Origin of the sequence: Streptacidiphilus jeojiensis (genome assembly GCF_042510965.1) — a bacterium.
GTDB lineage: Bacteria > Actinomycetota > Actinomycetes > Streptomycetales > Streptomycetaceae > Streptacidiphilus > Streptacidiphilus jeojiensis.
Genome location: NZ_JBEUKS010000002.1, coordinates 646,913 through 664,684 on the forward strand (window position 1 = coordinate 646,913; position 17,772 = coordinate 664,684).

The 17,772-nt window shown below is 72.6% G+C and carries 16 protein-coding genes; 13 read left to right on the forward strand and 3 right to left on the reverse strand.

Features of this window, described 5'->3' with window-relative positions:
* Window positions 1-16: 16 nt before the first annotated feature.
* The 3 genes from ABUW04_RS08695 (at window position 17) to ABUW04_RS08705 (ending at window position 2,777) form a co-directional block, all read left to right on the forward strand.
* Window positions 17-928: a MurR/RpiR family transcriptional regulator gene (locus tag ABUW04_RS08695; RefSeq protein WP_380563835.1), complete on the forward strand. Its 912-nt coding sequence runs from the start codon at window positions 17-19 to the stop codon at window positions 926-928.
* A 450-nt stretch (window positions 929-1,378) separates the two neighbouring features.
* Window positions 1,379-2,086: a VIT1/CCC1 transporter family protein gene (locus ABUW04_RS08700; RefSeq protein WP_030264256.1), complete on the forward strand. Its 708-nt coding sequence runs from the start codon at window positions 1,379-1,381 to the stop codon at window positions 2,084-2,086.
* Window positions 2,087-2,207: 121 nt separating this feature from the next.
* Entirely contained in the window at window positions 2,208-2,777 is a 570-nt protein-coding gene (locus ABUW04_RS08705; protein ID WP_380563836.1) for a hypothetical protein, read from the forward strand.
* A gap of 68 nt (window positions 2,778-2,845) precedes the next feature.
* Here the strand turns inward: ABUW04_RS08705 and ABUW04_RS08710 are convergent, their stop codons facing one another.
* Both ABUW04_RS08710 and ABUW04_RS08715 read right to left on the reverse strand, forming a co-directional pair.
* Complete coding sequence (locus ABUW04_RS08710; RefSeq protein ID WP_380563837.1) at window positions 2,846-3,130, reverse strand: SHOCT domain-containing protein; 285 nt, start codon at window positions 3,128-3,130, stop codon at window positions 2,846-2,848.
* 25 nt (window positions 3,131-3,155) lie between these two features.
* Window positions 3,156-3,572, reverse strand: coding sequence for a DUF6325 family protein (locus ABUW04_RS08715; protein WP_380563839.1), 417 nt, complete (start codon window positions 3,570-3,572; stop codon window positions 3,156-3,158).
* Window positions 3,573-3,752: 180 nt separating this feature from the next.
* Here ABUW04_RS08715 and hutU point away from each other — a divergent pair, with 180 nt between their 5' ends.
* The 8 genes from hutU to ABUW04_RS08755 all read left to right on the forward strand — a co-directional run bounded on the left by hutU (window position 3,753) and on the right by ABUW04_RS08755 (window position 14,158).
* A complete protein-coding gene (gene hutU / locus ABUW04_RS08720) occupies window positions 3,753-5,423 on the forward strand; it encodes a urocanate hydratase (RefSeq protein WP_380563841.1) in 1,671 nt (556 codons plus the stop codon).
* A gap of 55 nt (window positions 5,424-5,478) precedes the next feature.
* Window positions 5,479-6,672, forward strand: a complete 1,194-nt coding sequence (locus tag ABUW04_RS08725) for an allantoate amidohydrolase (RefSeq protein ID WP_380563920.1) — start codon at window positions 5,479-5,481, stop codon at window positions 6,670-6,672.
* Window positions 6,660-8,000, forward strand: a complete 1,341-nt coding sequence (locus ABUW04_RS08730; RefSeq protein WP_380563843.1) for a formimidoylglutamate deiminase — start codon at window positions 6,660-6,662, stop codon at window positions 7,998-8,000. The genes ABUW04_RS08725 and ABUW04_RS08730 overlap by 13 nt, the downstream gene beginning before the upstream one ends.
* Before the next feature lie 99 nt (window positions 8,001-8,099).
* Window positions 8,100-9,275, forward strand: coding sequence for an imidazolonepropionase (hutI, locus tag ABUW04_RS08735; RefSeq protein WP_380563844.1), 1,176 nt, complete (start codon window positions 8,100-8,102; stop codon window positions 9,273-9,275).
* Window positions 9,276-9,775: 500 nt separating this feature from the next.
* Window positions 9,776-11,059, forward strand: coding sequence for a WxL domain-containing protein (locus ABUW04_RS08740; protein WP_380563921.1), 1,284 nt, complete (start codon window positions 9,776-9,778; stop codon window positions 11,057-11,059).
* 71 nt (window positions 11,060-11,130) lie between these two features.
* Window positions 11,131-12,222: a WxL protein peptidoglycan domain-containing protein gene (locus tag ABUW04_RS08745; protein ID WP_380563845.1), complete on the forward strand. Its 1,092-nt coding sequence runs from the start codon at window positions 11,131-11,133 to the stop codon at window positions 12,220-12,222.
* A complete protein-coding gene (locus ABUW04_RS08750) occupies window positions 12,219-13,364 on the forward strand; it encodes a hypothetical protein (protein WP_380563846.1) in 1,146 nt (381 codons plus the stop codon). The genes ABUW04_RS08745 and ABUW04_RS08750 overlap by 4 nt, the downstream gene beginning before the upstream one ends.
* Window positions 13,361-14,158: a hypothetical protein gene (locus tag ABUW04_RS08755; protein WP_380563847.1), complete on the forward strand. Its 798-nt coding sequence runs from the start codon at window positions 13,361-13,363 to the stop codon at window positions 14,156-14,158. The genes ABUW04_RS08750 and ABUW04_RS08755 overlap by 4 nt, the downstream gene beginning before the upstream one ends.
* Before the next feature lie 33 nt (window positions 14,159-14,191).
* On the opposite strand, the gene ABUW04_RS08760 is transcribed toward ABUW04_RS08755, so the two are convergent.
* Window positions 14,192-15,706, reverse strand: a complete 1,515-nt coding sequence (locus ABUW04_RS08760; protein WP_030264203.1) for a peptide MFS transporter — start codon at window positions 15,704-15,706, stop codon at window positions 14,192-14,194.
* A 105-nt stretch (window positions 15,707-15,811) separates the two neighbouring features.
* Here ABUW04_RS08760 and ABUW04_RS08765 point away from each other — a divergent pair, with 105 nt between their 5' ends.
* On the forward strand, window positions 15,812-16,486 hold the full coding sequence (locus tag ABUW04_RS08765) for a response regulator transcription factor (RefSeq protein WP_030264200.1): 675 nt from the start codon (window positions 15,812-15,814) through the stop codon (window positions 16,484-16,486).
* 9 nt (window positions 16,487-16,495) lie between these two features.
* Complete coding sequence (locus ABUW04_RS08770) at window positions 16,496-17,755, forward strand: ATP-binding protein (RefSeq protein WP_380563848.1); 1,260 nt, start codon at window positions 16,496-16,498, stop codon at window positions 17,753-17,755.
* Window positions 17,756-17,772: the final 17 nt, after the last annotated feature.

Consider the following 17,772-nt stretch of genomic DNA (forward strand, 5'->3'; position numbering starts at 1 on the left):
GGGGAGAGGAGATGCGATGAGCAAGGCTGCGACGCACAGGACGCCTCCCGCCGCCCCGGGCGAGGCCGCCGCCACCGGTCCGTCCGGCAGGCTGCTGCGCCTGTTCGACGGTCACCGGTTGACGCCCACTCAGCGCAGGATCGCCCACTGTCTGGTGCGCAACGCCGCCGAGGCGCCGTTCCTGTCCAGCGTCGAGGTGGCCGAGCTGGCCGGGGTGAGCCAGCCCTCGGTGACCCGCTTCGCGGTGGCCCTCGGCTTCGACGGCTACCCGGCGCTGCGCAAGCAGCTGCGCGAGCTCGGCCTGGGCGAGCCCGGCGAGGCCGGCGCCGGCCGGGAGACCGAGCGGGACGTGGTGCGCAACGAGCAGCAGCAGGCGGTGCTCTCGGAGATCGCCAACCTGCAGCACCTGGCGGCGGTGCTGGCCGATCCCGAGCCGGTGCTGGAGGCGGCGAAGCTGCTGGCCGCCTCCCGTCCGCTGCTGGTGCTCGGGCTGCGGGCCGGCTCCGCGCAGGCGCACGGCTTCGCCTACTTCGCCGCCAAGGTGCACCCGGACGTGCGGCTGCTCGACGAGGGCGGCAGCATGCTGCTCGACCGGATCGAGCAGGCGGCCAGGGCCGGGGCGACCACGCTGATCTGCTTCGCGCTGCCGCGCCACCCGCGCGAGCTGCTGGACGCGCTGACGGCCGCCAAGCAGTCCGGGCTGACCGTGATCACCGTCGCCGACAGTGCCTTCGCCCCGGTGTCCGGGCTGACCGACCTGATGCTCCCGGCGGCGGTGGGCTCCAACCTGATCTTCGACACGGCCTGCGCGCCGATGATGCTGGGGCGGGTGCTGCTCCAGGCGATGTGCGACGAACTGCCGGGATCGGTCGGCCGGCTGGAGGAGTTCGAGAACGCGGCGGCGGTCCGGGGCCTGTTCGTGGGTTGACAGTGCCGGACGGCCGATGTGGTGCCGGTGTGACTGGAATCGAGCGGAACCGGTCCATTCCATGCGAACCCGTCCCGGCGGTGGCGGGCGGGCGTAGTTTCCAGCTGACGCTCGTCCCTTCCCCACGGTTGCCCCGTGCGCTCTGGAGGTGCAGGCATGGCCGCGAAAACCTGGCAGGACCTCTACCCCGCCCCACCGCAGCCAGGACGGGACGGCGCGGTCGCGGCGACGCCCTACCCGGCCGGGCCCGCCGCCCGGGAACGGCCCGCCGTGCCGGCGGAGCCGCTGGTGCTCGACGAGTCCCTGGTCCTGGAGGAGCCCCTCGTTCTGGAGGAGCCCCTCGTTCTGGAGGAGCCACTGGTCGCGGAGGAGCGCACGGTGGTGCTGGCGCCGGAGTACCGGTCCCCCGGCCCTTCCGGCGGCCGCCGGGGCGCCGCCGCAGCGCGGAGCCTGCTGGGCGCCCGGCACCGGCCGCTGGTCCACCGGGACGTGAGCGGCGGCTGGCTGCGCCCGGCGGTCTTCGGCGCCATGGACGGCCTGGTGACCAATGCGTCGCTGATCGCCGGGGTGGGCGGCGGTGGCGCCGCCAACCACACCATCGTGCTGACCGGGCTGGCCGGACTGATCGCCGGAGCCTTCTCGATGGCCACCGGCGAGTACATCTCGGTCTGCTCGCAGAACGAGCTCACCGAGGCCGAGGTGGTGGTCGAGCAGCTGCAGCACTGGCGCAACCCGGAGGGGGAGGAGCGCGAACTGGCCGCGGTCTACGTCAAGCGCGGCGTCGCCCCCGATCTGGCCGAGGCCGTTGCTCAGCAGATCTCGGTCGACCCCAAGGAGGCCGTGAAGGTCCACATCCGCGAGGAGCTGGGGATCGACCCCGACGACCTGCCCTCGCCCTGGACCGCGGCCGGCGCCTCCTTCGCCTCCTTCACCGTCGGCGCGCTGCTGCCGCTGCTGCCGTACCTGTTCGGCGCCCCGGCGGCGCTGGTGCTGGCGCTGCTGCTGGCGGCGGTGGCCTCCTTCGCCGGCGGTGCCGCGGTCGCCCAGCTCACCGGGCGGCCGCCGCTCAAGGGCGGACTGCGCCAGTTCGGCCTGGGCGCGCTGGCGACCGGTATGACCTTCCTGACCGGGATGCTGGTCGGGGCCCACGTCTCCTGAGGACCCACGTCTCCTGAGGACCTACTGACTGAGAACCCACCGTCGCCTGCGGTGTTTCTCATACGTGTCTCACAAGTCCGCGCTACCGTCCCGCCAGGACATCTCGGTTGGGAGGACAGGTATGCGCGGAACCTATGCACTGGCTCGCGTGGTGGTCATCCGCGCGACGGTCGCCCGTACGCTGCTCTGGATCGGCGTCGTCGGCATGCTGGCCGGCCTGCTCATCCCGAGCGTCACCGGGCGGCGGCACGGCGTCATGATCGGGGCGGCCGCGGGCGTGCTGGCCGCCCTGCTCGGGCTGCTGCTGCGCAGCCGCTGGTACCGCGCCAGGATCGCCGTCGCCGACAAGGCGGCGTTCGCGGTGACCCTGGAGCCGCCGCAGGCGACCCGCCGGCGGCTGGCCCGCGACAACGCGCTGTGGCTGCTCGTCGGCATGATCGCGGTCTGTGCCGCGGCCCTGGCCGCGGCCCCCGCCGCCGGGATGGCGGTCTTCGGCTACGGCTTCGGCCTGTTCCTGGCGACCCGCCTCACCGCCCGCTGGGAGCGGGCCAACGAGACCCTGGTCTGGGCCCGCACCGAGGACGCCCGGCTGCTCGGCCGGCGCAGCCGGATCGGCGCGTTCGCCACCACCGGACCGGCCGCCGGTCAGGTCCGACCCGTCGTCAAGGGTGCGGCCCGGACCCGGGGCTGAGTCACCGGGGTTGAGCTGTGCTCCCTCGCGCAGACACGGGGGAGCACAGCTGTCAGGGGTGGCGGCGCTCAGCCGCCGGTGCCCAGCAGCCGGGCCTTGGCCGCGGCGAACTCCTCCGGGGTGAGCAGGCCCTGCTGGACCATCCCGCCCAGCTGGGAGAGCTTGGCGGCGATGTCCTGGCCGCCCGCCGGGGGCTGCTGCTGCGCCTGGAGCTCGGCGATGGCCTGGTCCTGGGCCGCGTCCTGCTGGGCGTTGCGGGCGTTGCGCCGGCCCACGCCGTAGGCGGCGCCGCCGATCAGCGCGCCGCGCAGCAGCGGTGCGCCCACCGGGCGGCGGACGACGACGGGTCGCATCGGTCGGAACATGACGGCTGTTTCCCTACTGTGCGGTGGCGAGCGCCCGGTGCGCCTCGGAGACGAACTCGGGCGGGATGCGTACGGACGCGGCGACATGCCCGCCCGCCCGTCGGAAGGCCTCGGCGGCCGCGGTCGCCCAGAGGTGCTCGACCAGCACCAGCAGCGCGCTCGACCCGGGCTGCAGCAGTTCGGCCGCCTCCGCGGCGTCCTCCTCGCCCATCAGGTTGACCTCGTTCCCGGCCGGGTCGACCAGACCCCGCAGGTGTTCGAGGTCGACCAGTTCGGCCGACGCGACACTGCCGTCCGCGGCCTTGGTGACCACCATGGTGTCGATCACCCGTACCCCGCCGGAGTCGCGCAGGGCGGTGAGCGGGGCGATGACGTCGGCGCCGATCGTCTCGCCGGGGAAGGCGAGCACCAGGAACTCCACGGGACCCACGGGCATCTCCTCTCGGTTGTCCGCCGGTGCGGAGGTAGTCGGGGTCAGCATATGGTCCAAAACATATTGAAGCGGACATAAGGGGCCAGTTGGGTCTGGTGCCCCTCCGTATGATTGGCTATCTTCAGAGCTGAAGAATCTGAATGGATGTATCCACCGCTCCTCGAGAGGCCGGAAGTCATGACGCAGCACCAGAGCGGCCCGCGCCCCGTGCGCGCAGCCCGCGGCACCACCCTCAGCACGCAGGGATGGCAGCAGGAGGCCGCCCTGCGGATGCTCATGAACAACCTCGACCCCGAGGTGGCCGAGCACCCCGACAAGCTGGTCGTCTACGGCGGCACCGGCAAGGCCGCCCGCGACTGGCGCTCCTTCGACGCCATGGTCCGCACCCTGCAGACGCTCAAGCAGGACGAGACCATGCTGGTCCAGTCGGGCCGCCCGGTCGGTGTGATGCAGACCCACGAGTGGGCCCCGCGGGTGCTGCTGGCCAACTCCAACCTGGTCGGCGACTGGGCCAACTGGGAGGAGTTCCGCCGCCTGGAGCACCTCGGCCTCACCATGTACGGGCAGATGACCGCCGGTTCGTGGATCTACATCGGCACCCAGGGCATCCTCCAGGGCACCTACGAGACCTTCGCCGCCGTCGCCGCGAAGAAGTTCAACGGCACCCTGGCCGGCACCATCACCCTCACCGCCGGCCTCGGCGGCATGGGCGGCGCCCAGCCGCTGGCGGTCACCATGAACGACGGCGTCGCCATCTGCATCGACTGCGACCAGACCCGGATCGACCGCCGGATCGAGCACCGCTACCTGGACGTCGAGGCCAAGAACCTCAAGCACGCGCTGGAGCTGGCGGTCGAGGCCCGGGACCAGCGCAGGCCGCTCAGCATCGGCCTGCTCGGCAACGCCGCCGAGCTGGTGCCGCAGCTGTTGGCGATGGACGCGCCGATCGACATCGTCACCGACCAGACCAGCGCCCACGACCCGCTCGCCTACCTCCCCATCGGCGTGGACTTCCACGACATGGCGAACTACGCCGCCGAGAAGCCGGCCGAGTTCACCACCCGCGCCCGCGAGGCGATGGCCAAGCACGTCGAGGCGATGGTCGGCTTCCAGGACAAGGGCGCCGAGGTCTTCGACTACGGCAACTCCATCCGCGGCGAGGCCCAGCTCGCGGGCTACACCCGGGCGTTCGACTTCCCCGGCTTCGTCCCCGCCTATATCCGGCCGCTGTTCTGCGAGGGCAAGGGCCCGTTCCGCTGGGCCGCGCTCTCCGGCGACCCCAAGGACATCGCCGCCACCGACAAGGCCGTGCTGGACCTCTTCCCGGAGAACGAGTCGCTGGCCCGCTGGATGAAGATGGCCGGCGAGCGGGTGCACTTCCAGGGCCTGCCGGCGCGGATCTGCTGGCTCGGCTACGGCGAGCGGGACAAGGCCGGCGAGCGCTTCAACGAGATGGTCGCCGACGGCACCGTCTCCGCCCCGCTGGTCATCGGCCGCGACCACCTCGACTGCGGCTCGGTCGCCTCCCCGTACCGGGAGACCGAGGCGATGCTGGACGGCTCGGACGCCATCGCCGACTGGCCGCTGCTCAACGCCATGGTCAACGTCGCCTCCGGCGCGTCCTGGGTCTCCATCCACCACGGCGGCGGCGTCGGCATCGGCCGCTCCATCCACGCCGGGCAGGTCACCGTCGCCGACGGCACCAAGCTGGCCGGTGAGAAGATCCGCCGGGTGCTCACCAACGACCCCGGCATGGGCGTCATCCGGCACGTCGACGCCGGCTACGACCGCGCCGTCGAGGTCGCGGACGAGCGCGGTGTCCGCATCCCCATGCGTGAGGGCGAGTAATCAGGTGACTTCCGTCGAGGAGCAGCTCGGGTCCGCTGCCGACAGCCACCGCCGGATGTGGTCCGAGCTGCTCCCGGTCGGCCGCTACGACGCCTCCGGCGGCTACCGGCGGCACGCCTGGACCACGGCCGACGCCGAGTGCCGGGCCTGGTTCGCCGAGCAGGCCGCCGCCCGCGGACTGGCCTACGAGGTCGACCGCAACGGCAACCAGTGGGCCTGGTACGGCGACCCACAGGGTGAGGGCGCCATCGTCACCGGCTCGCACCTGGACTCCGTCCCGGACGGCGGCGCCTTCGACGGGCCGCTGGGCGTGGTGTCCTCGTTCGCGGCGCTGGACGCGCTGCGCGAGCGCGGCTTCCAGCCGGTGCGCCCGCTGGCCGTCACCAACTTCGTGGACGAGGAGGGCGCCCGCTTCGGCGTCGCCTGCGTCGGATCACGGTTGACGGCAGGGGTGCTGACGCGGGAACAGGCGTACGAGCTGCGGGACGCGAGCGGGGTGCGACTGCCGGACGCCATGGAGGCGGCCGGGCAGGACCCGGCGCTGATGGGCAAGGACGACGAGCGGCTGTCCCGGGTCGCCGCCTATGTCGAACTCCATGTCGAGCAGGGCCGCTTCCTGGCCGGGACGCCGCACCCGGTCGGCGTCGCCTCGGCGATCTGGCCGCACGGCCGCTGGCGCTTCGACTTCCACGGCGAGGCCAACCACGCGGGCACCACCCGGCTGGAGGACCGCCGGGACCCGATGCTGACCTACGCCAACACCGTGCTCGCGGCCCGCAAGAAGGCCAGGCTGCACGGGGCGCTGGCCACCTTCGGCAAGGTCAGCGTGGAGCCCAACGGCACCAACGCCATCGCCTCGCTGGTGCGCGGCTGGCTGGACTCCAGGGCGGCCGACGAGGCCACCCTGAGCGCACTGGTGCAGGAGATCGAGACGGCGGCGCGCGAGCGGGCCGAACGGGACGGCGTCCGGGCGGATGTCGTACGCGAGTCCTACACTCCGGTTGTCGACTTCGACGCGCCGCTGCGGGACCGGCTCGCCGCGCGCCTCGGCGCCGGCACCCCGGTCCTGCCGACCGGCGCGGGCCACGACGCGGGCATCCTGTCCGCCGTCATCCCCACCGCGATGCTGTTCGTCCGCAACCCCACCGGTGTCTCGCACTCCCCGAGCGAGTACGCGGGCGAGGCCGACTGCCTGGCAGGGTCGGCGGCCCTCGCCGACGTCCTGGAGGAGCTCACATGCCGTCCGTGACCCAGTTCTGGGCCCCGCACGCCTGGATCGACCCGGTCGTGGAGTCGGACGTCCTGATCACCGTGTCGGAGGGGCGGATCACCGCGGTCACCCCCGACAGCGGCCCGGCCCCCGCCGGGGCGACCGTGCTGACCGGGCTGACCCTGCCCGGCATGGCCAACGCCCACTCGCACGCCTTCCACCGCGCGCTGCGCGGCACCGTCCAGGTCGGCAGCGGCACCTTCTGGACCTGGCGCGACACCATGTACCGGACCGCCGACGCGCTCACCCCGGACAGCTACCTGGAGCTGGCCACCGCCGTCTACGCGGAGATGGCACTGGCCGGGATCACCGCCGTCGGCGAGTTCCACTACCTGCACCACGCGCCCGGCGGCGCCCGCTACACCGACCCCAACGCCATGGGCGAGGCACTGATCGAGGCCGCCTCCCGGGCCGGGATCAGGATCACCCTGCTCGACACCTGCTACCTCTCGGCCGGCTTCGGCGAGCCGCCCAACCGCCACCAGCAGCGCTTCAGCGACGGCGACGCCGACGCCTGGGCGGCGCGGGCCGGCAGCCTCAAGCCCCGCGCGCACGCCCGGATCGGCGCCGCGGTGCACTCCGTGCGGGCGGTGCCGGCCGAGCAGTTGTCCACCGTGGCGGACTGGGCGGGGGAGCGGCAGGCCCCGCTGCACGTCCACCTCTCCGAGCAGACCGCCGAGAACGACGCCTGCCAGCAGGCGCACGGGGTGACGCCCACTCAGCTGCTGTCCCGGCACGGGGTGCTGGGCCCGCGCACCTCGGCGGTGCACGCGACCCATCTCACCGACGCCGACGTCAAGCTGCTGAGCTCCTCCTCGACGGTGGTCTGTATGTGCCCCACCACCGAGCGGGACCTGGCGGACGGCATCGGCCCGGCTCGGAGCCTCGCCCGGGGCGGAAGCCCGATCTCGCTGGGCAGCGACAGCCATGCGGTGATCGACCCGTTCGAGGAGGCGAGGGCGCTGGAGCTGAACGAGCGGCTCGCCACGCAGCGGCGCGGCCACTGGACGGCGGCGGCGCTGCTCCGCGCGGCGACGGAGGACGGCCACGCGTCCCTGGGGTGGCCCGAGGCGGGCCGGCTGGAGCGGGGGGCACTCGCCGACTTCTGCACGGTCGCCCTGGACACGCCCCGTACCGCCGGCCCGGCTCCGAGGCTGGGGGCGGAGACGGCGGTCTTCGCCGCGAGCGCGGCCGATGTCCGCGAGGTGGTCGTGGACGGCCGGGTGATAGTCCGAGACGGCGTGCACCAGTCGGTACCCGACGTCGGAGCGGCACTCGCAACGGCGATCAAGCACGTTACTACCTAAGGGGCGCGGGGAACTGCGCGACCAGCCCTCTACGGAGGTGCATGGTTGGCAGCGCAGTTCCCCGCGCCCCTGGGGGTCTGCAACTTTGGGAAGGTGCGTATGGGCAGCACAGTGATCACCGGTATCGGCAGCTTGGTCACCAACGATCCGTCCATCGGTGACGGTCCACTGGGTCTGCTATCCGACGCCGCCGTCGTCGTCGCCGACGGCAGGATCGCGTGGGTCGGGCCCGCCGCTTCGGCGCCCGCCGCTGACGAGGGGTTCGACGCCGGCGGTCGCGCGGTGATCCCCGGGTTCGTGGACTCGCACTCGCACCTGGTGTTCGCGGGCGACCGCACCGCCGAGTTCAACGCCCGGATGTCCGGCGCCGCGTACACCGCCGGGGGCATCCGTACGACCGTCGCCGCCACCCGTGCCGCCTCCGACGCCGCGTTGGACGCCAATGTCGCCCGCTACTTCGCAGAAGCCCTGCGGCAGGGGACCACCGTGCTGGAGTGCAAGTCCGGCTACGGCCTCACCGTCGAGGACGAGGCCCGTGCGCTCCGTATCGCCGGGCGCCACACCGACGAGACCACCTACCTCGGCGCGCACGTGGTCTCCCCGGACTACGCCGACGACCCGGCGGCCTACGTCGATCTGGTCACCGGTCCGATGCTGGACGCCTGCGCCCCGTACGCCCGCTGGGTTGACGTCTTCTGCGAGCGCGGCGCCTTCGACGGCGACCAGGCCAGGGCCGTGCTGACGGCCGGGGCCAAGCGGGGACTGGTGCCGCGGATCCACGCCAACCAGCTGACCGAGGGCCCGGGCGTGCAGCTCGCCGTGGAGCTGGGTGCGGCCTCGGCCGACCACTGCACGCATCTGTCCGACGCCGACGTGGCCGCCCTCGCCGCCGCCTCGGGCACCACCGTGGCGACCCTGCTGCCCGGCGCCGAGTTCTCCACCCGCGCCGCCTATCCGGACGCCCGTCGGCTGCTGGACGCCGGGGCGACGGTGGCCCTCTCCACCGACTGCAACCCGGGCTCCAGCTTCACCAGTTCGGTGCCCTTCTGCATCGCCGTCGCGGTCCGGGAGATGGGCATGACCCCGGACGAGGCGCTCTGGTCCGCCACCGCCGGCGGCGCGGCCGCCCTGCGCCGCACCGACGTCGGCCGGGTGGCGGTCGGCGCCCGGGCCGACCTCGCCCTGCTGGACGCGCCCTCGCACGTCCACCTGGCCTACCGCCCGGGCGTGCCGCTGGTGGCCGCCGTGTGGCGCGGCGGCGAACGCGCCGCCTGATCCCCGCGCCGCCTGATCCTCCCACTGCTCACTGAGAACATCCGTGCATGGCGGTTCCGCCCGCACGCCTATCGGCGTACCGTCAGCTGGAATCTGACGAACCGTCAGCACGGGAGTTGCGGGAGCGAAGGGCGGGGGACATGGTCGCACGGGCCCGGGCGGATGCCTTGACTTCTAAATCTGACGGGTCGTCAATGATGGGCACCGCCAAGGCGGTGAGCACAACAACGGCACATGTGCAGGAGGCCGGCCGCCCCCGTCAACGGCAAGGGAGACAGGGGGCGGCCGGCCCGCACGGCACCGTAGCGCCGATCGAAGGATAGTCCTGGTGCAGCTTGCCCGGGCAGGTCGGCTCCGGTGGTCCCGACGGCTGTCACGCAGCGGGCGTGGCGGTAGCCGCAGCCTTCACCGAAAGGGGCACCACGATCGTGTTCCACAGTTTGCAGAGACCCGGGACGACCCGGACGCCGCGGCGCAGACACCGCGGCCTCCAGGCAGGTCTGGTCGCGCTGGTCCTGGCGGCGCCGCTGGCGCTGGCCGGTCAGGCGCAGGCGGACACCGCCGGTACCTCGGTGTCCTACGCCACCACCTGTACGCCCCCGGCGAGCCTCGGCCTGTCGCCGATCCACGGCAACACCACCTCGGAGATCACCGTCTCCAACGCCGCCCCCAAGGTCGGCGACACCGTCACCGTCACCTACGACGTCACCACGCCCGCCGCGGGCAACCCCACGGCGACGGCGCTCCCCGCTGACGTCGTGCTGCCCACCGGCACGGTGACCCTGGGCGGTGCGCAGACCGGCTCGGTCACCGTCACCGGCACCCGCACCAACCCGCCGGTGGCCGGCAACGCGGCCTTCCCGGGCTTCACCATGACCGGCACCTTCACGGTCACCCAGGCCGGGGCGATCACGCTGAGCCCCGGCAACTACAACATCAACTCCAACTACATCATCACCATCGACATCCCCTGCACCATCGACACCCCGCCCGCGGGCGTGTCCAACACCATCACCGCCAGCCCGGCGACCGCACCCAACGGCCGGGTCGCGACCGTCAACCCCAGCTCCGGCGCGCCCGGCGCGAAGACCACCGTGACCGGCACCGGGTTCACCCCCGGCGCCGCCATCACCGTGGCCGGCTTCGCCGGGACCAGCGCGACGGGTGACGCCACCACCGCCACGGCGGACAGCACCGGCGCGTTCAGCGTCCAGCTGACCGTCAGCGCGGCGGCGACCACCGGCATCATCGCCTTCGAGGGGACGGCCTACGACGCCAGTACGGCGGCGCCGCCGGTCGCGTACACCGTCATCCCGGTCACTCCGCCCGGGGGCGCGTCGCAGACCCTGAACAGCTCGGTCAAGAGCGGGACGCTGAGCATGACCCAGGCCGGTGACACCGTCACCATGACCCCGGTCGACTTCGGCACCGGCGGCAGCTCCACCGGGTCGCTCAACGCCATCACCGTCAAGGACTACCGCGGCGGTGCCAGCGGCTGGTCGCTGACGGCCAGCAACACCAACTTCGTCGGCCCGTCCGGAAGCACCCTGCCGGCGGCCAACCTCAGCTGGACGCCTGCCTGCAGCACCACCTCGGGCAGCCCCAGCACCTGCGCCGCCGGTTCGGCGGGCACCGTCGGCACGGCGGGGGCGACCCTGGCGAGCACCCCCGCGGCGGCACTGACCGGTGGTCAGTTCAGCGCCACGGCGGACCTCTCGCTGAACGTCCCGGCGTTCACCGCCCCCGGCAACTACACCTCCACGCTCACGCTGACCCTGGCCTGAGCCCGCAAGGCGCCCGGTCCCTCCACGGCGCCTGAACCCTCAACCGACCCCGCACCGCTGGAGGACCGCCGATGTACCACCGTCGACCACTGACGCCCCGTCTGCTCAGGGTGCTGCTGGCCGCACTGCTGGCCGTCGGCGGCCTCCTCCTCGGTGCGGGGACGGCCCCCGCCGCCGCTCCGGCCGCGGCGCTCGCGAGCGCGCCCGCGCTCGCCCCCGCCGCCGACAACGGGAGCTGGGCGGTCTACCCGGTCCCGGCCTCCAAGGCGAAGAACGCCCTGCCGGACCGCGAGTACTTCTACCTGGAGGCCGCCCCCGGGGCGTCCGTCAGCGACACCGTCTCCGTCTTCAACACCTCCGCCGCGCCGATCACCTTCCAGCTCTACGGGGCCGACGCCTACAACACCCCGCGCGACGGCGGGTTCGCCCTGCGGGCCGCCGACCAGCCGCAGCTCGGCGTGGGCGCCTGGGCGCACCTCAAGGTGAACCGGCTGACCGTGCCCGCGCACCACCGCGCCGACATCCCCTTCACCATCACGGTGCCCAAGGGCGCCGAACCCGGGGACCACCCCGGCGCCATCGTCGCCCTCGACACCGCGACCGTGGGGACCAGCAGCAACGGCAAGGTGGCGGTGGGCATCAAGCGCGCCGTCGGCGCCCGGGTCTACCTGCGGGTGTCCGGGCCGGCGGTGCCGGCGGTGAGCCTGCAGGACGTCTCGGTGAGCCGCAAGGCCCCGCTGGTGCCCGGGATCGGCTCCTCCTCGGCCACCGTCCACTACACCCTGGTCAACCGCGGCAACACCACCGTTCACCCGACGCTGGCGCTGAAGGCCAGCGGATGGTTCGGCGGCACCGTGCTCAACTCGGTGCCCAAGGACCTCGGCATCGACCTGCTGCCGGGCCAGTCGGTCACCCTGACCGCCCCCTGGCCGCATCCGCCGCAGTTCGACCACGTCAGCCTGAAGCTGTCGATCGCGGGCACGGACATCTCGGCGACCGCCGGCACCAGTTTCTTCGCCGTGCCCTGGTTCCTGGTCGGACTGGTCCTGCTGCTGATCGTGCTGCTGGTCGGCGCACGCCGGCTGCGGTCCCGGCGGCGCCGGGCGCAGCGGGGCGGCGGGTCCTGGCGGCGCGGGCGGGTCAGGGTGGAGGCCGCGGCATGACGGTCGGTCCACTGCCGCGACTGGCGGCCCTGCTCGCCGGAGCGCTGCTGCTGGCGCTGGCGCTGCCGGTGCTGCTGCCGCAGGCCCCCGCGCGCGCCGCCGGGACCGGCGCCACGGTGAAGGCGACCCCCGGCACCGCGGCACCTGGTGCGACCGCCACCGTCCTGGGGACCGGATGGCCGGTGAACACCCCGGTCACCGTGCTGCTCTGCGGTCAGAACGCGGTCAACGGCACGGACAGCTGCGCCAACGCCACCGGACGGGCCCTCACCACCAGTGCGGGCGGCGGCTTCGCGGTGCAGCTGGCTGTGGTCAAGCCGCCGCAGCCGTGCCCGTGCGTCATCCACGCCACCACCGTGACCGGGGCCAACGTCACGGTGGACACCCCCTTCCCGGTGATCGGCGTCGCCAGCGTCCCGATCAAGCAGACCCCGGGCACGATGCTGCCGCTCACCGCGTCCATCAGCGGCGGCGGCTCCCTGATGACCTGGTTCGGCGCGCCCCCGCACCGCACCTTCAAGGCGATGATCGCCAATGTGGGCAACTCGGCCATCACCGATCCGGTGTTCCGGATGGGGACGACGCACTCGGTCTACTCGCCCGACTGGCAGGAGTACCAGTGGAGCGGGGTGATCGCCCCGGGCGGCCGGCAGGAGATCGACGTGCCGCTGGACTTCGCGGCCGGCGCACACGGCGGCTACTCCGTCGAACTCGACTACGCCGGGACGGAGTTGACGGTGCAGCAGGTGAGCCTGCCGCAGCCCTGGGGGGTCACCCTGTTCTGGCTGCTGCTGTGCGTGGTGGTCCCGGTGGGCCTGTTCCGGACCGGCCTCGCCGTGGTCGACCGGGTACGGCCGGACCCGGATCCGGCCCCGGCTGCTCTCCTGGGCCGGGCCCGGCGGCGCGCTGCTCCCGGCGGCGCGCCCGGCCAGGAGTACGACACCCTGGCGCTCCCGCCGATGCCCGCGCATCCGCCCCGTGCCGCACCGCTCGCACCCACGCTGCCGTGGTTCGCTCCCGGTTCCGGCCCGGTACTCCCGAAGGCCGACGACGGCCCCGCCCCGGCCGACCCTCTTGTCCGCACTGCCCAGGCCCGCACCCCTGGTTCCTCCACCCTCCTCGACAAAGGAATCGACGCGTGAACAGAAACAGGCTTGCCTGGGGAGCGCTGCTGGCCACGGTCGGCGCGGCACTGCTCTCCGGCGTGGAACCGGCCGCCGCGGCCGACCTCTCCTTCGCGACCACCTGCATCCCGCCCGCGGGCGTGGGGCTGGGCACGGTCCACGGGACCTCGATCGCCGATCTGACCAGCTCCAGCTCCTCGCCGAAGGTGGGCGACACCGTCACCGTCACCTGGACGACGGTGAAGGCCGCGTCGAACAACCCCGGCATCATCGACCTGCAGCCCAACACGGTGAAGCCGAGCGGCACGATCACGGTGGGCGGCGCCCAGTCCGGTTCGGTGGCGGTGAGCGGGCCGATGACCAATCCGGCGATCCCCAAGAACTCCCCGATGGTGATCTCGGCGATGACCGGCACGCTCAAGCTGACCAAGGCGGGCCAGGTGACCCTCAGCCCGGCGGCGTACACGATCACGGTCCTGGGCACCGACACCAAGTGCACGGCCGACTCCCCGAAGGTCGGCCTCACCCTCACCGTCGCGGCGGGCTCCGGAAGCAGCAGCGGCGGCTCGACCGCGTCCAGCTCGCCCAGCAGCACCACCTCGACGACCGGCAGCACCTCGACGACCGGCGGCTCCTCGTCCAGCTCGTCGTCCTCCGGCTCCACCGGCTCGTCCTCCACCGGCGATCTGGCCAGCACCGGTGGCGACAGCGGCACCTTCCAGGCGCTCGGCCTGCTCGGCGGCAGCATCCTGCTGGTCGGCGCGGCGGTGTTTGTGCTCACCCCCTGGCGCAGGCTGCGCCGGTCGCGCTGAGCGGGCTGCTGACGGGCGACGTGGGCCGTCGGCTCAGTTCACGTCGCCCATCAGCGCCCGGATCCGTCCGGCCGCCAGGTAGAAGGCGATGGCGCAGACCACCGCCAGCGCCCCCTGGCTGTAGAAGTAGGCGTTCTGGCTCATCACCTTGGTGAGCTGGGTGGTCCAGCCGGCCACCGCGTCACCGGTGGCGACCGCCAGGAACCACAGCCCCAGCATCTGGCTGACGAACTTGGCGGGCGCCAGCTTGGTGGTCACCGAGAGCCCGACCGGCGAGAGGCACAGTTCGCCGACGGTCTGGATCAGGTAGACCGAGCACAGCCACAGCGGCGACACCAGCTTGCCGCCGTCCGCCGCCAGGCTGGCCAGCGCCATCACCCCGAAGGAGATGCCGATCAGCAGCAGCCCGGTGGCGAACTTGTTGGGGGTGCTGGGGTCCCGGTCGCGCTTGGCCAGCGACTCCCACATCCAGGCGAACAGCGGCGCCAGGATGATGATCAGCAGCGGGTTCACCGACTGGAACCAGCTGGACGGGAAGTGCCAGCCGAAGACCGAGAGGTTGGTCTGGTTGGTGGCGAACAGGTTCAGGGTGGATCCGGTCTGGTCGTAGATCATCCAGAAGACAGCGGCGGCGATGAAGAACCAGATGTAGGCGCCGATCCTGGTCCGGTCCAGCGGCGTCAGGTCCTTGTCCAGCCGCATCCGGGTGAAGTAGTAGACCGGCAGTGCCACCCCGAGCACCGCCAGCACGTTCACCACCTGGTGGATCGAGAAGGTGCCCAGCAGCCCGTCGATGCCGAAGGCCACCACCGCGATCGCGGCCCAGAGCCCGGCCAGCCGTAGCACCCTGCGCCGCTCGTCCGGCTCGGCCGGCCGGCTCGCGTACCGCCCGGCCCCGCCCAGGTGCCGCGCGCCCAGCACGTACTGGAGCAGGCCCAGGCACATGCCCACGCCGGCCAGCGAGAAGCCCAGGTGCCAGCTCACCTTCTGCCCCACCGTGCCGATCACCAGCGGCGCGAAGAAGGAGCCGATGTTGATCGCCATGTAGAAGATGGTGAAGCCGCCGTCCCGGCGCAGGTCGTGCTTGGCGTACAGGGCGCCGACGATGCTGGAGACATTGGGCTTGAGCAGCCCGGTGCCGATCGCGATCAGGATCAGCCCCAGGTAGAAGGACTGGGTCGCCGGGATCGCCAGCACGAAGTGCCCGGCGGTGATCACCACCCCGCCGATCAGCACCGCCTTGCGGGCGCCCCAGAGCCGGTCGGCGATCCAGCCGCCGGGCATGGACAGCATGTAGATCAGGGAGTTGTAGACGCTGTAGACGGCCAGTGCGGTCGCCGAGTCCAGGCCCATACCGCCCTGGTCCTTGGGGGTGGCCAGGAACAGGGTCAGCAGCCCGCGCATCCCGTAGAAGCTGAAGCGCTCCCACATCTCGGTGCCGAAGAGGGTGGCCAGACCGCGCGGATGCCCGAAGAAGCCCTTGTCCTCAGAGGCCGGAGCTCCGGCTGCCGGGGCCCCGTCCTCGCCGTTCACCGCGTCCTGCGCCATCCGCCCGCCTCTCCCGACCCGTCCCTGATGCGACGTTAGGTGACGCGCTGTGACCTCGCCGGTCGGGAGGGCCGTTCGTGCATCGTCGGGCACTACGATCAGGGCATGACCCGTGTACTGCTCGCCGAGGACGATGTCGCCATCTCGGAACCGCTCGCCCGCGCACTGCGCCGGGAGGGCTACGAGGTCGTGGTCCGGGAGGACGGCCCCTCGGCCCTGGAAGCCGGTCTCGAGGGCGGCAACATCGATCTGCTGGTGCTGGACCTCGGCCTGCCCGGGATGGACGGCCTGGAGGTCTGCCGGCGGCTGCGCGCGGACGGTCACGGCTTCCCGGTGCTGGTGCTCACCGCCCGCGCCGACGAGGTCGACACCGTGGTCGGCCTGGACGCCGGGGCGGACGACTACGTGACCAAGCCGTTCCGGCTGGCCGAGCTGCTGGCCCGGGTCCGGGCCCTGCTGCGCCGCGGCACGGTGGACCTCACCACCGGGGCCCACGGGGTGAAGATCGACGTCGAGTCGCACCGCGCCTGGATCGGCGAGGAGGAACTCCAGCTCTCCGCCAAGGAGTTCGAGCTGCTCCGGGTGCTGGTACGGGACGCCGGACGGGTGGTCACCCGCGAGCAGATCATGCGGCAGGTCTGGGACACCACCTGGTGGACCTCCACCAAGACCCTCGACATGCACATCTCCTGGCTCCGCAAGAAGCTCGGCGACGACGCCGCCAGCCCCCGCTACATCACCACCGTGCGCGGCGTCGGCTTCCGTTTCGAGAAGGGCTAGCAGTCAGACGTGCAGCGCCGGCTGATCAACTCCACCCTCGCCGTCGTCCTGGTCGTGGTCGCGCTGTTCTGCGCCCCGCTCGCCCTGGTCGAGAAGCGCAGCATCGAGAGCAACGCCCAGGAGCAGGTCACCTCGGAGGCGCTGCACCTGGTGGGGGTGGTGGAGAACCGGCTGGTCGCCGGCGAGCCCATCGACGCCGAGGCACTGTCCGGGCTGACCAGCCAGAACGCCCAGCGCTACGCCGTGGTCGAGCTGCCGGGGCAGCCGACCATCACCCTCGGTGACAAGCCGGCCGGCGACGACCCGGTCAGCGCCACCGAGACCGGGCCGCACGGCGAGAAGGTCACCGTCCAGGAGTCGCGCGGGCCGCTGAACCGCAATATCCGCAACATGCTGCTGCTGCTGGCCCTGGTCGCGCTGCTCACCATCGTGGCGGCGGCCCTGCTCGCGGTCTGGCAGGCCAAGCGGCTGGCCCGCCCGCTCACCGACCTGGCCGAGACCGCCGAACGCCTGGGCTCCGGGGACCCGCGCCCCCGGCAGCGCCGCTACGGCGTGGTCGAGCTGGACCGGGTCGCCGAGGTGCTGGACGCCAGCGCCGAGCGCATCGCCAGGATGCTCACCGCCGAGCGCCGGCTCGCCGCCGACGCCTCGCACCAGCTGCGCACCCCGCTCACCGCGCTGTCGATGCGGCTGGAGGAGATCGCCGAGACCGACAACCTGGCCACGGTCAGGGAGGAGGCCGCGATCGCCCTGGGCCAGGTGGAACGGCTCACCGACGTGGTGCAGCGGCTGCTCACCAACAGCCGGGACCAGCGCAAGAGCTCGGCGAAGCCGTTCGAGCTGGACGAGGTGATCAAGCAGCAGGCGGAGGAGTGGAGCCCCGCGCTGCGCCGCGCCGGACGCACCCTCTACCTGGAGGGCCCGCCCGGACTGCTGGCGCTGGGCAACTCGGGGGCGGTGGCCCAGGTGCTGGCGGCACTGATCGAGAACTCGCTGATGCACGGGGACGGCGCGGTCACCATCCGCACCCGGGTCCGCGGCTCCTCGGTGGTGCTGGAGGTCCAGGACGAGGGCGCGGGCGTCCCCAGCGAGCTGGGCGCGCGGGTCTTCGAGCGCGCCGTCAGCGGCCACAACTCCACCGGCATCGGCCTGGCCGTCGCCCGCGACCTCGCCGAAGCGGACGGAGGCCGCCTGGAACTGCTGTCCCAGCGGCCTCCGGTGTTTGCACTCTTCTTGGGACGCCCCGAGGGCTCCGGAAGTGCGAAGTGAGTAGGTAAGGAAAGTGA